Genomic DNA, 18,704 nt, shown 5'->3' with positions numbered 1-18,704 from the left:
GTAAAATCAATTTCCTGAATTATCAGATGCTAGATTCGCATCATGGAGGAGAGAATTAGGGGTGTTAAGTAATTGTATTCCAAGCAGATCACTCGGTATGTAATCAGTTACTCCAATACCTTCTATATCCCTATATAGGTTAGTGTAAGTTGAGAGTATGAACACATTGGAAACTATGGAGTGGTTTCTTATATCAAAAGTTCCACTTTCATATATTGCAACTGAGTTTGATCCGCTTCCAGAGAATACATTGGCAACTATACTCAGGTTATTCCAATTACCACCACCAACAGAACTACGTAGAACTATAGTAGTAGATTCACCACCTGAGGAGTTATTGGTAAATATGTTGTTGCCTATTTTCAATCTAATACTACTTATTGCATATATACCCCCTCCACCTTCTGATGAGGAAGCTTGGTTGAAGGAGATTATGTTAGACATGATCTGCAGAATATTACCTCCTACTATGTTTGCTTTTTCATATCCATATATTCCCCCTCCTTGTATTGAATAATTGCTTGAGATTGAAGAATTTGAGACAAAGATAAGACTATTGCTACTGAGTATATATATTCCTCCCCCGAAACCTGCGCTGTTAGTATTAAGTTCTATTCTTGAAGACACCACTCCTACATTGGTTGAAAGGATCAACTCAACTCCAACTCCAGAATTTAACCTTATACTAGAGTTTCGCACTACGGAATTTGTTGATAAGGATATTGTTAGTCCTTTAGGTGAATTACCAGATATGGTAGAGCCAAGAATTGTCAAATCCCTAGCTTTGGAGAGAAATACCCCACCACCAGATCCACCGGAATTCACAGCGTTACTGAGTAAAATTACATTGCTTAGAATTCCACTTAAGCTCTCAGATATCATAATTCCACCACCTGCTCTTACCTCTACATTACCACCACTGTTAGTGTTATACTTTACCTCCAATCCGTGAAAGTTTATCCCTAAGGAACGAATCACACCTATCCCACCACCTAAGTTGGTCCCAGTAATGTTGACATTAGAGATTAGATTATAGGAAACACTTGATAGATTAGTTATGATCAAATTGGTAGTATCAATGATCCCAATTCCTCCTCCCATTACTACCTTTCTGCCAGTTACAGAGTTTCTCTCAACCTCAACCTCCTTAAGATTTACTTCTTCAGAACTTAGAATACCTATCCCTCCACCAACTGCGTCAGCAGTTGCGAGAATAGTATTACCAAAGACCCTTAGGTTTGCACCAACAAGATTTCTACAACTCACTGCAAAAATCCCTCCACCTACTACATTGCTACTGTATACTGAGTTATTTGAAACCACTAGATTGGATAGAAATACATCTTTGCACCCCTCAAGGCATATACCCCCACCAAATCCATTAGTGCTAGAGTTAGAAACCAAGTTTTTGTATACTTCGTTCTCTAGGAAAATGTTAGAAGAGGAATGAATAGTTATTCCTCCACCACCTTCAGTTGCAAAGTTATTATATACCTTCACATTCAGAGTTGCATTAGTTACATTAATCAAAAACACTCCTCCGCTATATTTACTTGAGTTGCCGTATACATTGCCACTAAGAGTAACATAGTTTAGGGAAGCTAAAATTATACCTCCGCCGTTGGTGCTAGAGTTACTGTAAACATTTGCAATTATCTGGTTACTCAAGGAATAGCTACCATCTGCTAGAATTCCACCTCCAAGGTTTGTAGCTGTATTGCGGTAGAAATTCCCACTTATGCTGTTGTTTACAGAGTGGCTAAGTCGTAGACCACCTCCCCAATCTGCAGAGTTATCATAGACACTTACATGCAGTGTGTTATTTGAACAATACTCCATAAATATTCCACCACCAGAATGAAAAGCACTGTTACTGAAAATAATAACATTACTTATGGTGCTATAAGCTACACTACGCAAATACATACCACCCCCATGACAATGTGGAGGTGAAGAAATAGTTGCTTTCCCTCCCCTTATAACTAAGTTTCTAAGAACGAGGTTACTAACATTACTCACAAATAGAATATGTTGTAAGACACCATTCCCATTAAGCTCACTGTAACCGGTAATGTTTTCAAAACTATTGTTCCATCCACCGATTATCTTCAAATTACTAGTATTGGTTATCACAACACCACTTTCAGAACCTTCTAAACCGTTATTGGGAGAAAAACTCCCAGCAGTTACATTGACACCACTTAAACCAAGAGTTATAGCTTTCTCAACACCCTTGTTTATACTTCTCAGAGGACTGTCTATCGTTCCTCTATTGATATCGCTACCCAAAACTGACACATATACTGAATCAAAGTAATAAATTACTACTCTATTAGTCTCTGAATTGTTGTAGGAATCGGTAGAAACAAGTTCAATGACATTACTCCCTCTATTGACAACTACGTAGTTAGTATTTGTTCCAGGACCAAAAGTGTAAACAGGATAAGGATCTCCACCAACATACAATTTTCCTACAACTCCTAGAGAGAAATTAGTATCGTTGACATAAGTTACAACAGCAATATTATTACTGATAAATTCTTGACCATTTGTTGGAGAGAGTATTTTAGCTATTGGCTTTATATAGTCAACCACTAACACTATGTAGTTTGTCCTACTTCTTTTATCATTGTTTGCACAAGCAAAGTAATATACAAAGTTTGTTCCTTGAAATAGAGTACCACTTATTGACCAGTCCACCCTGGGAGAATTGTATTGCCTACTGTTTGAAAACGCTAAGGAATCATTTGTATATATCAATAAAACCACATTTGTTATGTTGTATCCGGCACCTACGCTAGCAGTTCCAGAAAACGTTAGCATTCCCAAATTCGTATGCATTGTGTTAAAATCCGAACAAGGAGAGTGGAGAGATATAGCTGGAATACCAAAATCAACAACAATATTTATGGGTGTGCCATAGAACTCATTTCCAGCACTGTCCATAACATAGGGGATAAGTGTATTAGTTTGGAATAGAAAGTTGACATTATAACCATTTGTTTTCAAAACGAAATTAGTATAGACATCCGTAACACCACTGCTTATAACAAACAGTTTACTTTCACTCAGCCCAAAGTTATCGTAGTTAGTGAGAATAACAAAATAACTTGCAGAGACTGTTGCGTTGTTCTCTGGATCAATAATAGCGGTAAACGGAAGATTTGTATCGTAATAGACAAACACACTTGCAGAGTTTGTAGAATAACCCTTAGTTGTCCTGAGGAATGCAGTTATTGCGTTAGTTCTGTAAAAACTTCCTACTTCAACCAAAGGTAGGTGTCCCTGATAAGACCAACTACTATCAGTAAAGTTGGAAACGTCATTGGTTTGAATTACCGATTCGTTGCTAATGATAAGTCTTACGCTTTCAATTTCTCCGTAAACTTCCTTAGTAACATTTATGGTGCCGTAGAAATTTAGTAAATTGGTGTTTGTGACAACAAAGGGAGAGTTTATAGATATATCCAGTATTGGCAATGGAACAGAATAAAAGACAACTTCCTTTCTTGAGGTGTTATTGTTATTGTCAGATGCAGTAACACCTAAGTGATACTGAGAAAAGTTTGTTTCTATTGAAATATCCAGCTCTACAATAGCTTCGTTTCCACTAACACTAAGATTTGTGGAAAATGCTAGTATACCACTCTTATAGATAGCTATACTTATGCTTTTAAGTCCACTCTCTCTCTCATTTTCATAAACTTCATTTACCTGTATCTTCACATTTGCACTACCATAATACACCCGATTCGGCAACGGAGAAAAAATAAAGATTGCAGGGGGAGAGAAATCTGCTTTCTGCTTAGGGAGCTCACAATAAACCAAGAGAAAGCTTACAACAAATAGTGCTATTTTCAAAGTCAATGTTTTTTGCATTGCCCTAAAAAATAATATACTACAACTACAGACAAAAGCAAATGGATAAAACTCTAGGTTTCATTTTTCTCACAGTCCCTGACGGGACTGGGTAAATACTTTTTCAATAAGCTCTTAAACCTAAGGTAAAGTTGTATAACTGATAGAAAGCTGAAGTTCTAAGATCTCATCTGTTTGCCTGAGAGTGAATTTTGAATTTTTTTGTTACTACTGCTTTGATTTATAATGATTTAGAATTAGAGGTGAAGTATGGTAGAGAAGAGAACTTTCACTAGAGAAATTGATGGGAAGAAATTAATAGTTGAAACGGGTTATGTTGCGAAACAGTCTGATAGTGCAGTGTTAGTGAGATATGAAGATGTTGTTGTACTGTCAACTGTAAACTACGGTAATGAAGTAGAAGGGGTTGACTTTGTTCCTCTTACAGTAAACTACATTGAGAAGTTCTATGCTTCTGGTAAGATTCCTGGAGGATTTGTAAAGAGAGAGAGCAAATTTTCGGATAAAGAGATCTTGATTTCAAGGCTTATTGATAGGCCTATAAGGCCTCTTTTTCCAAGAGGTTTCAAGAACGAAATTCAAGTTATAACTATGGTGCTATCTGCAGATCAGATAAACCCTGCAGATGTTATCTCAATGTTTGCTTCATCTACTGCGTTAACAATATCCTCTTTACCATTTAGAGGTCCCGTGGGAGGTGTGAGAGTAGGTTATATAAATGGCAATTACGTGGTGAATCCGACATTTTCTCAGATTGATGAATCGCTTTTGGATATTGTTGTTGCTGGCACTGAGAGAGGAATAACAATGGTTGAGGGAGGAAGTAAGGGAGTAAATGAGGAGGAAATGTTTGGTGCTCTGAAATTTGCTCAAAACTACATAAGAGAGCTTATAGAATTTCAGAAAGAGATAGGAAGAGAGGTTGGTAAGCCTAAAATTGAGGTTCAAGAGAGAGAACTCCCACCAGAGGTGCATGAGATAATATGGAGTTACGAAAAGGAGATGAAAGTTGCAATGAACGAAAAGGACAAAAAAACCCGAGAAGAGAATATGAATAGCATAGTTGAAGCTATCAAGAACAAAGTGATTGAAACTTTAGGAGAGGAAAAAGTAAGTGAGATTGTGTGGGATGATGTTAGGTTTTACATTGAAGAGATGGAGAGAGAAATTCTTAGAAAACAGGTTCTGGAAGAAGGAATAAGGGTTGATGGTAGAAAGCCTAAGGAAATAAGACCAATGTGGTGTGAAGTCGGAGTTTTACCTAGAGCACACGGATCTGCCATATTTACAAGAGGACAAACACAGAGTTTAGGTATCACTACCTTGGGTAGTGCAAGTGATGTGCAGTTTGTTGATGATATTGAGGAGGAAGGATTTAAAAGGTTCATGCTTCACTACAACTTCCCACCCTTCTCAACCGGAGAGGTTAAAAAGTTAGGACCTGTATCAAGAAGAGAAATAGGGCATGGACACCTTGCCGAAAGAGCAATAGAAGCAGTTTTACCTCCTGAAGATAGATTCCCATATACAATAAGAGTGGTATCGGAAATACTTGAATCAAATGGCTCATCATCAATGGCTACTGTATGTAGTGCATCACTTTCACTCGTTGATGCTGGTGTTCCTATATCGGAGTTAGTTGCAGGTATAGCTATGGGGATAGTGATTGACGAAAAAACTGGTAAATATGACCTTATAGTTGACATACAAGGACTGGAGGATAAGTTTGGAGATATGGACTTTAAAGTTGCTGGAACCAGAGATAAAATAACCGCATTCCAGATGGATCTGAAGATAGAAGGCTTGCCCATAGAGATATTAAGAGAAGCTCTATATGTTGCAAAAGAGTCTAGAAACAAGATTCTAGACGTAATGGAGGAAAAGATAAGAGGGAAGGAACTAAAGCTATCTGAACACGCTCCTAGAATAAAGTTTATAAAGACTGAGCCAGAGAAATTAGCAGATGTAATTGGCCCTGGCGGGAAAGTTATAAAGAAAATAATTCAGGACACAGGAGTAAAAATAGACATCTCACCTGAAGGGAAGATAACAATATCCTCTAAGCCTGGAGAAGGCGATATAGAGAGAGCTTATAGTATCATCAAAAACATAATTGAAGGAGTAAAGGTGGGAGACATAATCACAGGCCCCATAACCAGAATAGAAGACTATGGCGTATTTGTTGAGATTATGCCGGGAAAAGAAGGAATGATCCACATATCAAAACTTTTCAGGTCAAAAGTCAGAAATATAAGGGATTATCTAAGTGTAGGTGATACCATAACTGCTAAGGTAATCTCTATAGACAACCTTGGCAGAATAGCTCTCTCAAGAATTGATGCTGAAAAAGAACTACTAGATAAGCAAGATCTTCATCTCTCCTCTAAGTCTCCTTCTAGATAAGAGTCAAAGTTAGATTGCACTATCTTGCACATAGATTGTGCAAAGTAGTGCAACAAAATGGTGCATTTTATATAAAACAATCATCATCTAACACCTACAATTCATCAAAATCCATCACATTCACCAAAATACTTTGATATTATACCTAGCATCACCAGCCTAAATCTTTGGTCTTAGAAAAAGACCAATTTGGCATAAAATTTGCTAATATATTAATGCCCTAACCACAAGGGCAGGAGGTAGATTATGAAGCGTTTGTTACTGGTAACTTTGGTGCTGGTGCTAGCAGTATCGCTAGTGCTAGTAGGTGATGCCGGTGCGTGGAGAGTGTTCCAAGCATTCTACTGGGATGTGCCAAGCGGTTGGTATACAACTGTCCAGAGTAAAGTCGCTGAGCTAAAGAATGCTTATATTGAGGTAATCTATTTGCCACCACCGTCCAAGGGCATGAGTGGCGGATATTCCATGGGTTATGATCCTTATGATTACTACGACCTTGGTGCGTATAACCAGATGGGTACTGTTGCAACTAGGTTTGGAACCCAATCACAGCTTAAGAGTTTGATATCCAGTATAAGGTCTTACGGTATGAAGGCAATGGCGGATATAGTGATAAACCACAGGGCAGGTGGAGCCTCTCAGTATAATCCCTTCACTGGCGGAAATACCTGGACTGATTTCTCAGGTGTAGCAAGTGGCAGGTTTAAGATGAGTTATTGGGACTTCCATCCGAACGACATCCATAGTGGGGACAGTGGCACATTTGGAGGTTATCCTGACATATGTCATGATAAAACTTATGTTAAAACCAATATAATAGCTTGGTTAAACTGGCTTAAGAGTACTGCAAACGCTGGATTTGAGTTCTGGAGGCTTGACTATACCAAAGGGTTTGCACCATGGGTTGCTGCATACATTTATGACAACACTGGGCAGCCGTTTATAGTTGGAGAGTATTGGGACGGTAACAGAGATACTCTGAGGTGGTGGGTAGATAGTGCGAACAGAGCTGGTGTGAAGACCTTTGACTTCTCACTTTTGTACGTTCTGAGGGATATGTGCTTGGGTAATGGTTACTACGATATGAGGGGATTACAGTATGCTGGATTGGTTGGTATAAGACCTCTTAAGGCGGTTACATTTGTAGCAAACCACGATACTGACCCGATATACCAGAACAAGATGATGGCATATGCATACATTCTGACGGCAGAAGGTGATCCAACGGTTTGGTGGAAAGATTACTATGACTACGGGTTAGCAAGAAACGGAACAGCAAGAGGCATAAGGCAACTTTTGTGGGTACATTATAGGCTAGCAGGAGGTTCAACATCAGTTCTGTATGCTGATAATGACTTATACATAGCCCAGAGGAACGGGTATGGTTCCAATCCTGGTTTGGTGATAGTGATAAATGACAACGGAGTTCAATGGAAAGGAGCAAGAGTTAAGACGAAGTGGGTAAACACATACTTGCACTGCTATGCTTGGGATGGTAAGGACACAGCTCAACCGCAAGGGAAGTGGACCGATGGTAGCGGATATGCTGATTTATGGGCAGCTCCATATGGGTATGCTGTCTATGCTCCATCAGGGTATTAATTGAGCAAAAAATTGAGCAAAAAAGGGGGGAACTCCCCCCTTAGCCTATTTAGTCTCTTATCTCCATTGATTTAAAACTTAATCAATAAATTCCAATTTCGGTTAGTAAGTAGGTAAAATTCTAAACTTTTTGTTTACTTGCTCTCTTTGGTTCTAGATAGTGCTCGTTTTGAGAGAAGTGTTTAATCAGCCCAGATAGGGACCGTGAGAGAAATAGAAAGAAGACTACTTTTGGTTGTAAATTTTGGAATTTACTAAAACCCAATCTAGATATTTGAATCTAAGTGACAGTTATGAATATCATTTTCTTGTATGAATGAAGAGCAGTTGATTAGATGGAACAAAATAATAGAAAACACTTCTCCTTTACCATTTGTGGTGAGTATTCTACTCCAGAAGTTGGAGGACCCAGAGGCTAACATAAAAGAAATAGAAGAAACCTTAGAAAAAGATCCACTCCTTGTTGCAAAAGTTTTGAGAATGGCAAATTCTGCTTACTATGGCTTTCCTAGGACCATAGCAACTGTGCGGGAAGCTGTAATTGTGTTAGGATTTAACACCATAAGAAGTATAGCTTTGGCAGTTTCAATAAAATCAATAATGAGTGTAGACGTGTCAGGATACTGGTTTAGTGGTATAAAGGGGTTATGGGAGCATTCCGTTCTAACCGCAAGTGGAGCAAGAATTATAGCCAAGAAACTAAAGCTTGCAGATCCTGAGAAATATTTTGTTGCTGGATTATTGCACGATATAGGCAAAATAATACTAAGCAACATAACAAAAGAGTATAAGGTGCAGTTTTTAAAAAACTTTGTATTCTATGATAAGACAATATCCCAAAGTGAAGAAGAGATGATAGGGATTTCCCATAATACCGTCGGGTACTTACTTGCAAACTATTGGAATTTACCTCAATTTATCTCTGATGTAATACTTTATCACGATAACCCGTTGACTGCCCCTGAGAGCATAGTGAAGGATGTCATTGTTATCTCTTCTGCAAATGAGCTTGCTTATAATCTTGTACCTGGTGATATTAAAGAAATAGGCTTAACCGATAAAAGAATCAAAAGAGCTAATGAGTTTCTGACCTATCTCGGATTACCAGGTGAAGGACAAGTTATTTGGGAACAAATGAAGAAGGTCCTGGACATATCTGCGGAGGTTTAGATGGAAAGGCTTGAAGATCTGAGGAAGAAGGTTGAACAAATTGATGAACAAATACTGAAACTTATAAAGGAAAGATTAGAAATAGCAACCAAAATAGCCGAAACTAAGAAAAAAAATGGTCTTTCCATATACGATCCTAACAGAGAGAATGATGTTTTAAAAAGAGTAAAACAACTCTCCGTCAGTCAAAGCCTACCTTACGAATATGTTGAAGACATATTCCTCTTGATCATATCGATGACTAGGAATGTTCAAGGCAGAGTTAAGGTAGCATTATTGGGGCCTGAGGGAACTTTCTCCGAAATAGCGGTAGTTAAGAGATTCGGATACGATGTGGACAGAATTTACACTAAAACTATTCCAGATATATTTAAGGAAGTGTCCAGGGGTAAAGCGGACATAGGTGTTATTCCAATTGAAAACTCCTATAATGGTGTGGTTGCTCAAACTCTTGATGAGTTTGTTGATTCTCACCTTAAGATTATAGGAGAACTCTTCCTAAGGGTACATCATTCTCTTCTCTCCAAGGAAAATGATGTAAGCAAAATAAAGAAACTATATTCACATCCGCAAGCCATCGGTCAGTGTAGGGAGTGGGTAGAGGCTAATCTTCCTAATGTTGAAATAATTGAAACAAGTAGCACATCTGAAGCCTCAAGAATCGCTTCTTCTGAAAGAGAAGCTGGTGCTATCGGTAATGAAATACTCTCAAAGAAATACAACCTCAACATTCTTGCCAGTAATATTGAAGATGATCCAATGAATGTCACAAGGTTTTGGATAGTAGGTGAAAGGAATATATCTAGAACAGGAGAAGACAAAACCACAATACTATGCTACATAAAAGACAAACCCGGAGCTCTGTTTGACCTTATAAAGCCCTTTAAGGAAATGGGGGTAAACATGACAAAGATAGAATCAAGACCTTCAAGAATAAAATTGTGGGATTACCTTTTTTTCATTGACTTTGAAGGGCACATTGAGGAAGAGAGAATCTCCAAGCTTTTAAATGAGGTTGAAAAGAATGCAGCTCTAGTAAAAATCCTCGGATCGTACCCAAAAGGAATAATTCTGGAGTAAGGTATGGATAAAGTTATTAAGGACTTCAAGGACTTCATCTATGCTAGTAAATCAGAGTTAACGAAGGTTGAACCTTTATATTTCTCAAATTTTGACTCACTTAAGCTTGTCAAAAGAGGCAAGGTAAGAGATATATATGAGATTGATGACAGCCTACTTATAGTCTCCACCGACAGAATTTCCGCATTTGACGTGATATTACCCACACCCATTCCTTTGAAAGGAATGATCTTAAACATTCTATCCTACTTTTGGTTCAAGCAGTTGGAGCATATTGTAGAAAATCATCTTATCTCAGTTGATCCTGATGACTATCCTTATGAATGTAGAAAATACGCTGATCGTTTAAGATTTAGAAGTATGCTTGTTAGGAAGATGAATGTTTATAAAATTGAGTGCATAGTTAGAGGCTATTTAGCAGGTTCAGGTTATGAAGAATACAAAAGAACTTCCTCAATTTGCGGAATAAAGCTACCCGAAGGACTTAAGATGTCTTCAAAGCTACCCGAGCCAATATTTACTCCTTCAACCAAATCGGAATCAGGACATGACCAAAACATATCGCTTGATGAGGCTAAGGAAATAGTAGGGGAAGATATCCTCAAGATAAAGGAAAATAGTATAAGAATATTTGAGTTTGCTTCCAATTATCTTGACAAGAGAGGAATTATTCTATGTGATACTAAGTTTGAGTTTGGATTTGACAAAGACAGAGAATGTGTATTAGTTGACGAAGTTTTAACTCCTGATTCATCAAGATTTTGGTTCAAGGAACTTTATGAAGAAGGAAAACCCCAAGAAAGCTACGACAAACAATTCGTAAGAGACTATCTAAAATCTTTAGTCTGGAACAAGACTTATCCAGCTCCTAACTTGCCAAGTGAAATAGTTCTGGGAACCCTAGAAAGGTATATCACTATTCTTGAAAAAACTGTCTTTAGCAACCTATGAATCCACAGAATCTGAAGAAAGAATAATAGTAGTCCTTTAAGGAGAGCAAAAGAGGAACAGAAATGCATTCAAAGACATAAAAATTCCATAATTGCTTCGGCAGATGAATCAAATGTATTAAATTCTCCTAACTCTCTCCTCTTGGTGTCATATCCATGGAAATCACTACCTCCAAGGGGTATCAAGTTTATCTCTTGACAGAGTTTTAGCAAAAAGAGAGAAAGGTTTTCATCTATTAGCGGATGGAAAACCTCAATTCCTCTAACACCAATTTCGGCAAAATACTTAATATACTTAACCTTCCTCCAATCTTTAAGAAAATCCGGATGCGCGATTCCGACGAAACATCCAATGGAATTAAGTTTTCTTATAACTTCCTCCGTTTTCGGATAGACACTTTCACTCTTATTCACATCATCGTTATCAAAATACTTTTTGAAAACATCTTCAATACTACAAAATGGCAAATTATCGTAGACGAACCTAGCAACATACATGCGATTGAAAGTTTTACTGACATCCGACATAAGATAAGTTATAGCCTCCATGTAGTTTTCCAACTTTCTATCCTTCTTCAAGACTTCTAATATCCTCATAACCCTATTTTTCTTTTCCTCCCTCAGAGGTTGCACAATTTCCTCAACTTCCTTTACTAAGTTCTCGCTATAGTAAGCTAGTAAGTGTATTTCTTGGTCAAGATGCTTGGTCGATACTTCAACTCCGGGAATCACTTTAATCTCAAAGCTGAAAGGGGAGAATAACTTTCTATACTCTTTTACTTGATTGGTGTTTTCATGGTCTGTTATTGAAAGGTATCTTATATTTTTTTCTTGAGACTTTTTAAGAAGCAATCCTACTGATAGTTGACCATCTGATACTGTTGAATGAGTATGAAGATCCGCATTTCTCTGAGAACAGCCTATCATCCTAAGTGGAGAATGATAAAAAATTTTCACTTAGAATTCAACTAACGTGAAAGTCAAACAATAAATTCCAATTTCGGTTGATAACTAGGCAAGATTCTAAGTTTTTACTTTCCCCTTTAGTCCTAATGGCACTCATTTAACCACAAAACTTCACTCCATACCAAGTCCCTTAGGTGTTGTTGAGAAAAGTATTTACCTAGTGAGAGGAACTGTGAGAGAAATAATCAGTGTGATGTGCCTAGCCTAAGAGTTTCTTGGTTTTGTAGTAACATAGCCTAGCTACTGGATTTTTTTACATTTAGGTAACTAATTCAGTTTCAGTTTGGGAGGTGCCATGGTAGGTGAAAGCTTCTAAAGCAGTGGTATCGTGAGAACGATATAGAGCAGTGATAGTAAAAATACGCAGAGTATCAAGAATACAAATATAGGTTTTAGAACCGAATTTAGGATGGGATTTGGTTTATGTAATTTTCTAAGCCTTAAGTATCTGAGGATGAAAATACTAGCTAAGATACCTACAGTTAGCATCAGAAAAGTGAGGTTGAACAGAACTTTACTGTTGGCTAGAACGAAAATGCTATAAGAAAATGCAAATAGCAAGGCAAAACATATTGCGAAAACTCCTAATAAACTAATTAACACGTTTTTCATAGTTTCACTCTGCCCTAAGTAGTTTCATAACTAGCTCTATAGCTTTGATGGATGCTGAACTTCTGATCTTATCTCTATTGCCAAACAGTTTTAGTTCTTTTCCTAGGTATTTTCCGTTTTCGGACATAGCTACAACGTAAGCAGTTCCCACTTCCTTCTTTGAGGAATCTGTAGAGGGGCCTGCAATACCCGTTATGGCGATGGAAACGTTACTTCCAAATACCCTAAGTGAGTTTTTAGCCATCTCAAAAGTTGTCTCAAGACTCGTAGCAAAGTATTTACTTATGGTTTCCTCACTTACTCCTAAAAGCGAGATTTTTGTAGAGTCCGAGTAGGTTATAACCCCTCCTAGGAAATACTCTGTTGCACCTGGCACGGAGGTCAACATTTGGGAAAGATAACCTCCTGTCATGGACTCAGCGGTAGAAAGGGTTTTGCCCAATCTTACAAATTCCTTCCTGACTATAGAGGGTATATCCTCAAGTTCTTCTGATATGAAAAACACTGCTTCTCTAAATTTATCATTTAGTAGCCTTAGGACTTTCTCCTTTCCTTCTTCAAACTCTTTTGAGTCAAAGTGAAATATTATGTCAACTACGCCGTAGTCTGCTATTGTGTTGTAGTCAAATTCCCCATACTCAGATATCATTTCATCTACCTTTGATTCGGGAATGCCGAAGATCTTAACAAATACCTCCTTTCTATTCTCCTTCAGAACATTTCTAAGGATGTAATCTCTTAGGAAGTTATTAAACATTGCTTTCATTTCTTGTGGCACTCCGGGAAGTGAAGCTAGGATTTTCCCATTTTTTTCTATTATATATCCGGGTGCAGATCCGACGGTATTCTCCATTACAATGCCTCCCCTAGGAACATAAGCTTGTTTGATGTTTGTTTTTGGCATCTTTGTCATTGAATATTTGGTGAATTTCTCCTCAATCTTATGGAGTATGTGTTCAGAAAGCACAAACTCAACGCCAAAGAATTCACTAACACACTCTCTAGTAACGTCATCAACAGTAGGGCCTAGTCCACCAGTAGTTATTACAAAATCACTATTTTCAAAAGCAAACCTTAAGGCGTTTATAACCTCACTCTTGTTATCGCCAACACTAATCACAAATCTTACGTCAATACCAGTCATTCTTAGTTGTCTAGAGAGAAAATTTGAATTGAGGTCAAGGATAAATCCCTTGGTTATCTCCGTTCCTATTGTTATTAGGCTACACTTCATAGCTAATTTTGATATTTTAAAAGATAGCACCAAAGCGGAGTAAAGTATAACTCCCTGTCTCCGATAGATTCCAAAATGTAGTTTTTCTTCTACCTTTCCTACAGTCCCTGCTTGATGGAAGGATATACTCTTTCTAATAAGCACCTAAACTAAAGTCTAGGTTGGAGGTTACTAAAGTGTGTAAAAATCATTTGATAATTTGTAGAGTTCATTTGGCTACTGTGTAGCCTATTTCTCTCAAGGTTTGGAAGATTTTGGATCTTAATTCACTGGACGTGGATGGTGAATCCGCTATTTCTAGTAGATATGGTATCAGTGATCTCTTTTTCCTCTGTTTTATTATCTTCAGCACAGCTTTCTTAACAAGTTCGTTATCCGAAAAGCGCAGTCTTTGCAGAAGTTCTTCATTGGAAACTTTTTCAAGGATCTTATCTGAAGATATTTCTACAAGCAATCTCTGTATTTCATTAACAACGATGTTTATGCCCTTTGTTATGCTTCTTATTACTTCTACAAGAGAAAAATTTTCGCTTTTGGTCTGATGCTCGGAGGTTTTGTTATCATACTTTTCTTTAAGCGTGGGATTTGAAAGAACTCTATAAGCTTCGTTTATCAATTTGAACATTCCTTCAGTTTCTTTAGTTCTTGACAAGTCTGGATGATACCTAGCAACGAGTCTTCTGTAAGCACTTTTTATTTCACTAATAGTTGCGTTTCTAGAAACTCCCAATATCTCGTAGTAGTCCTTATTTTGTGTTTTTTCCATAAATCACATTATCGGAGATAACCACTGTGTGTAAAGTTTTACACAGAACGCAGAACATAAGATCAGAGGCTATTGACCTCTTTTGATGGTATAACTTTTACTTCATCTGAGTATTCGCTTTTGGTTCCATCTCTTCTGACACTTCTTATTGAAAAGTAATAGGTTCTGTTCATCTTTAATCCTCTAACTGTATATCTTAGAACTGGGTAGAATTTTGAAGGTTTTTTTATCTTTATTGGCGACGGTCCATTTGATGAGGCATTCCCGAAGTATTTATTCTGGTGATCTCCGTAAAACAGCTCATAGTACTCTACTTCTTCGTCAAGATCATTTCTCCAATGTATAGTTACTTCTCCGTTGGCTCTAGGCTCTACATACAGAATGTGGGGCTTTTGTGGAGGAATGTTTTTTGAAAGTTCAACCTTAAGTCCTAAAAACTCACTACTCTGTTCATCTTCAACGGGGAATAACTTAAACTGTAAATATCTGCCTTTTGTGTTTTTTGCATCTTCTATTGTAAGCCAAGGCAATTCATCTAGAAGATGCTTATATATGTCCTTAGAGACTCTCGCCAATACTATGAAGTTGCCTCTACCTACTAAAGTTACCTTGTTTATTGCGCTTGATGGGTCTTTGGTGTCAATAACTCTAGATATTAGCTCTCCTCCTTTAGCTGGCGTAGAACCTAGAGATCTTATGAAAGTTGGGGCAATCACTATGGTCCTGGCATATCCGAAGAAGCTAGGGAAAAACTCAATTATACTCTCTGGTGTTGAAAGTTCAAAATTAGCAGACTTGAGAATTTTTCTATCAGTTTCTACTCCGTTTAAATAAATTGAGATCTTAGAGTTAACAACATCAAATACCAGAGAGAATTCATACATTTCTTGAACTACTATTTTTTCATCAGAAACTAGAACAACATTAACCTTATCTCCCTCTCTCGTATAGACTATTCCATTTATGTTAACCTGAATTCTTGATTTTTCAAGCTTTATTTCTATGTATTTGTCAGTTTCATCAGTTGAAAAAAATCTAGCTAACACAGTTCCTTTGTCAAGTCTTGATGGAAGGAATGTGAAGTATACTGAGAATATACCACTTACCACAGGTATGCCAAGAAGGTTTTGGGAGGATACTAATGAGATTCCGTGCTCCTTCTTAAAGAATTTAGCTAGCTTATTGTTTCCTATATTTTCAATAAGAAAGGAGAATCTGTTAAATGAATGTCTAGTAATGTTGGTGTCTTTGGAGAGGTCAATTACAATACTTTCTGTAGGAAGAGCGTAAATAGGGTCTACTTGTAACTCTCTCACACCAACGTTAGTAAATTCATTAGAGCCTATTGTTATTTCTATTGGGAAAGATCTGACTGGCAGTATTATCAACAAAATTGTGAGCCAAAATTTCTTCATTCTATAGAATTATCGTAAGGTAGGATGTATGTTTTATTTTAAACTTTCTCTCAGGCTAAGAGCCAACTTTACCATATTCTTAAGGGAAGGAATAACTTCTTCCCATTTTCTTGTCTTAAGACCACAATCTGGGTTAATCCAGAAGTTGTCTGGGTTTATGAACTTTAGCGATCTTTCTACGACTTTTTTCATTTTCTCTACTTCTGGAACTTCGGGAGAGTGGACGTCGTATACTCCCAGCCCTATTTGGTGATCGTATTTGAATCTTTCAAAAGCACTTATCACATCCCCTTTGCTTCTTGAAGCTTCAATACTTATAACATCTGCATCAAGTTCGTAGATCTTGTCAATGATGTCCGAGAACTCAGAGTAACACATATGAGTGTGTATCTGCACTTCTGGGGAGGCGTTGGAAGAGAGTCTGAAGGCTCTGATGGCCCAATTAAAGTATCTATCCCAATCTCTTCTTTTTATTGGAGCCTTCTCTTTAAACGCTGGTTCGTCTATTTGAATTATTCTTATGTTATTCCTCTCAAGTTCCTTTATTTCGTCTAAGATTGCCAGAGAAATCTGGTATGCTATTTCCTCATCCGAAAGATCTGTTCGGGAGTAACTCCAAGCTAGGATAGTTATAGGCCCTGTTAGGATTGCTTTAACTGGTTTCTTGGTCAGACTTTGTGCATAAACTATTTCATCTATCACCAAGTTTTTAGTTCTGTAAACATCACCATATATTATCGGAGGTCTATATACTCTAGTTCCGTAAGATAAAATCCAACCGTGTTCAGTAGTTGCTATTCCCTCAAGTTTTTCTGCAAAAAATTCAACCATATCGCTTCTCTCAAATTCTCCGTGAACAAGTACATCCAGCCCTATCTCTTCCTGAAGAGTTATTAAATCACGGATCTTTTGCTTTATGAAGTTTTCGTAGTCTTCCTTACTTAGTTCTCCTTTCTTGAACTTCATTCTGATTTGTCTGATTTCTTCGGTTTGAGGGAAGCTACCAATTGTAGTTGTTGGAAATTTAGGAAGATTTAGCCATTGAGACTGCAGTTTTACTCTCTCATTATAGGGTTTTTCTCTTGTGAAATCCTCTTCCTTAAGCCCTTTAGTTCTCTCTCTAACTTTTTCACTGAACCACCAAGAGTTGTCGTGTTTGTAATTATTCCACTCAACCACTGTTTCATCACCGTTTAAGTAGGATTTTAAGTATTTTATCTCCTCAATTTTTTCCTTTGCAAAGGCTAGTCTTTCTTTAATTGAAGGGTGAAGTTTTTCCTCAACTTCAGTTGTGTATGGAAGGTGATAAAGAGGTCCTGCGTTAGAAATCCATATCTCCCTTGCCTTAATATTAGAAATTATGCTTTTTACTTTCTCAGAAACTTCCAATATGTTTTCCTTCCAAACATTTCTACAGTCTATAACCTCTGCTACCAGTATTTTGTTGCTGAAGAGTTCCTTTACTGCCTCAACGTTTTCTAGGTTCTTGTAACCATTGTGGACGAAGTCTATACCTATCCCTGCTATAGGTGTTGAGAGAATAGCTCTGAGCGTTTCTTTCTCAATATCGTCGTAGTAGGTGAATACTATAAGTTTATCTGAGTTAGACAATGAAGAATAGATGCTCCTAACGAATTCCCTTTCATCTTCTTCTAGCTCAAATACCAGGCCTGGTTCGTCAACATGTATAAGTTTAGCCCCAGTATCCACGAGGGAATCAAAGATTTGGCTATAGGCTTTTTTTAGGTTTTCTAGACTATCTCTGTAGTTTTTGTTCCCTTTTGATAACTTTAGGAACGTGAAAGGTCCTATTACGAAGGGTAAGGATTTGCTAGACTTGTTTTTGATAAATTCCTCAAGAGGTTTATTCCAGGAAAGAACAAAGTTTGTTGTTTCACTGATTACTGGAACCACATAGTGATAGTTAGTGTTGAACCACTTGGTTATTTCAAGAGCATCTTTTCCTCTAACAAGATTGTAGTATTCCTTCCAGGACTGTGGTTTAGGGTAGACATTAAGCATTATGGCTGTGTCAAGGATATTGTCATACCCCGTAATCTCTCCAACAGGATGATGGTCTAAACTTGAGTAAACATCAATAATTTCCTTTTGGATCTTATCTAAGTTTTGGCTTAGTTCGGTGTCACTAATTTTCCCAGACCAGAATTCCTCTACTGCTCTTTTAAATTCCCTATTTTTACCTATCCTCGGGAAACCATAAGCGTAAGATTTTACCATCTTTAAGTACCTCTAAAAGAAAGCAAATTTTAAAAAATCCCTAAGGTATATTTCAAAAATATTCTTTGGGCGACAATAAAGTCTAAAATTTACAACTAAGAGAGATCTTCTGCCTACTTTTCTCGCAATCTTCTAGTGGGCTAAGTAAACACTCCTCCCAACAAATACTTAGGAGATTTGGTATGAAGTGAAATTTTGTTGTTAAATGAGTGCTATCTGGAACTAAAGGGGTAAGTAAAAAGCCTAGAATCTTGCTTAGCTACCAACTGAAATTGGAATCTATTAGTTTTAAAGCGAAGTTCTTGAATTTGAAGCTATGATCGTTAATAATCAGTAACGGACTGGAACGACGGGGTTCCATATGAAATTCTTTATCAAGAGATATGATT

At 37.3% G+C, this 18,704-nt stretch carries 11 protein-coding genes and 1 pseudogene; 5 read left to right on the top strand and 7 right to left on the bottom strand.

Translation table 11 applies throughout. The features are described 5' to 3' along the window. Positions 1-6: 6 nt before the first annotated feature. Positions 7-3,726: a right-handed parallel beta-helix repeat-containing protein gene (locus ABDH28_04485; GenBank protein ID MEN2998272.1), complete on the bottom strand. Its 3,720-nt coding sequence runs from the start codon at positions 3,724-3,726 to the stop codon at positions 7-9. A 402-nt stretch (positions 3,727-4,128) separates the two neighbouring features. Between ABDH28_04485 and ABDH28_04480 the strand changes: the two genes are divergently transcribed. The 5 genes from ABDH28_04480 to ABDH28_04460 all read left to right on the top strand — a co-directional run bounded on the left by ABDH28_04480 (position 4,129) and on the right by ABDH28_04460 (position 11,085). Further along, positions 4,129-6,282, top strand: coding sequence for a polyribonucleotide nucleotidyltransferase (locus ABDH28_04480; protein MEN2998271.1), 2,154 nt, complete (start codon positions 4,129-4,131; stop codon positions 6,280-6,282). 246 nt (positions 6,283-6,528) lie between these two features. After that, positions 6,529-7,884, top strand: coding sequence for an alpha-amylase family glycosyl hydrolase (locus ABDH28_04475; GenBank protein ID MEN2998270.1), 1,356 nt, complete (start codon positions 6,529-6,531; stop codon positions 7,882-7,884). Between the two features lie 312 nt (positions 7,885-8,196). Next, positions 8,197-9,054: an HDOD domain-containing protein gene (locus tag ABDH28_04470; protein MEN2998269.1), complete on the top strand. Its 858-nt coding sequence runs from the start codon at positions 8,197-8,199 to the stop codon at positions 9,052-9,054. Next, entirely contained in the window at positions 9,055-10,134 is a 1,080-nt protein-coding gene (pheA, locus tag ABDH28_04465) for a prephenate dehydratase (protein MEN2998268.1), read from the top strand. Positions 10,135-10,137: 3 nt separating this feature from the next. Next, positions 10,138-11,085 (top strand): phosphoribosylaminoimidazolesuccinocarboxamide synthase, encoded by a 948-nt coding sequence (locus ABDH28_04460; GenBank protein MEN2998267.1) that lies wholly within the window; start codon positions 10,138-10,140, stop codon positions 11,083-11,085. A gap of 68 nt (positions 11,086-11,153) precedes the next feature. Here the strand turns inward: ABDH28_04460 and ABDH28_04455 are convergent, their stop codons facing one another. The 6 genes and pseudogenes from ABDH28_04455 to metE all read right to left on the bottom strand — a co-directional run bounded on the left by ABDH28_04455 (position 11,154) and on the right by metE (position 18,315). Continuing rightward, entirely contained in the window at positions 11,154-12,011 is an 858-nt protein-coding gene (locus ABDH28_04455; GenBank protein ID MEN2998266.1) for a PHP domain-containing protein, read from the bottom strand. A gap of 351 nt (positions 12,012-12,362) precedes the next feature. Beyond that, complete coding sequence (locus ABDH28_04450; GenBank protein ID MEN2998265.1) at positions 12,363-12,662, bottom strand: hypothetical protein; 300 nt, start codon at positions 12,660-12,662, stop codon at positions 12,363-12,365. A gap of 4 nt (positions 12,663-12,666) precedes the next feature. Beyond that, complete coding sequence (locus tag ABDH28_04445; GenBank protein ID MEN2998264.1) at positions 12,667-13,896, bottom strand: CinA family nicotinamide mononucleotide deamidase-related protein; 1,230 nt, start codon at positions 13,894-13,896, stop codon at positions 12,667-12,669. 559 nt (positions 13,897-14,455) lie between these two features. Further along, positions 14,456-14,662, bottom strand: a pseudogene (locus ABDH28_04440) (DnaJ domain-containing protein). A 62-nt stretch (positions 14,663-14,724) separates the two neighbouring features. After that, the gene (locus ABDH28_04435) at positions 14,725-16,077 is read right to left on the bottom strand and encodes a fibronectin type III domain-containing protein (protein ID MEN2998263.1); all 1,353 of its coding nucleotides are present in this window, start codon (positions 16,075-16,077) and stop codon (positions 14,725-14,727) included. 33 nt (positions 16,078-16,110) lie between these two features. Then, entirely contained in the window at positions 16,111-18,315 is a 2,205-nt protein-coding gene (metE, locus tag ABDH28_04430) for a 5-methyltetrahydropteroyltriglutamate--homocysteine S-methyltransferase (GenBank protein ID MEN2998262.1), read from the bottom strand. Positions 18,316-18,704: the final 389 nt, after the last annotated feature.

This window comes from Brevinematia bacterium (assembly GCA_039630355.1).
In the GTDB taxonomy this organism is placed as follows: Bacteria; Spirochaetota; Brevinematia; order DTOW01; family DTOW01; genus SKYB106.
The sequence above is the reverse complement of the archived record's forward strand: the minus strand, read 5'-3'. Positions and strand labels throughout refer to the sequence as shown.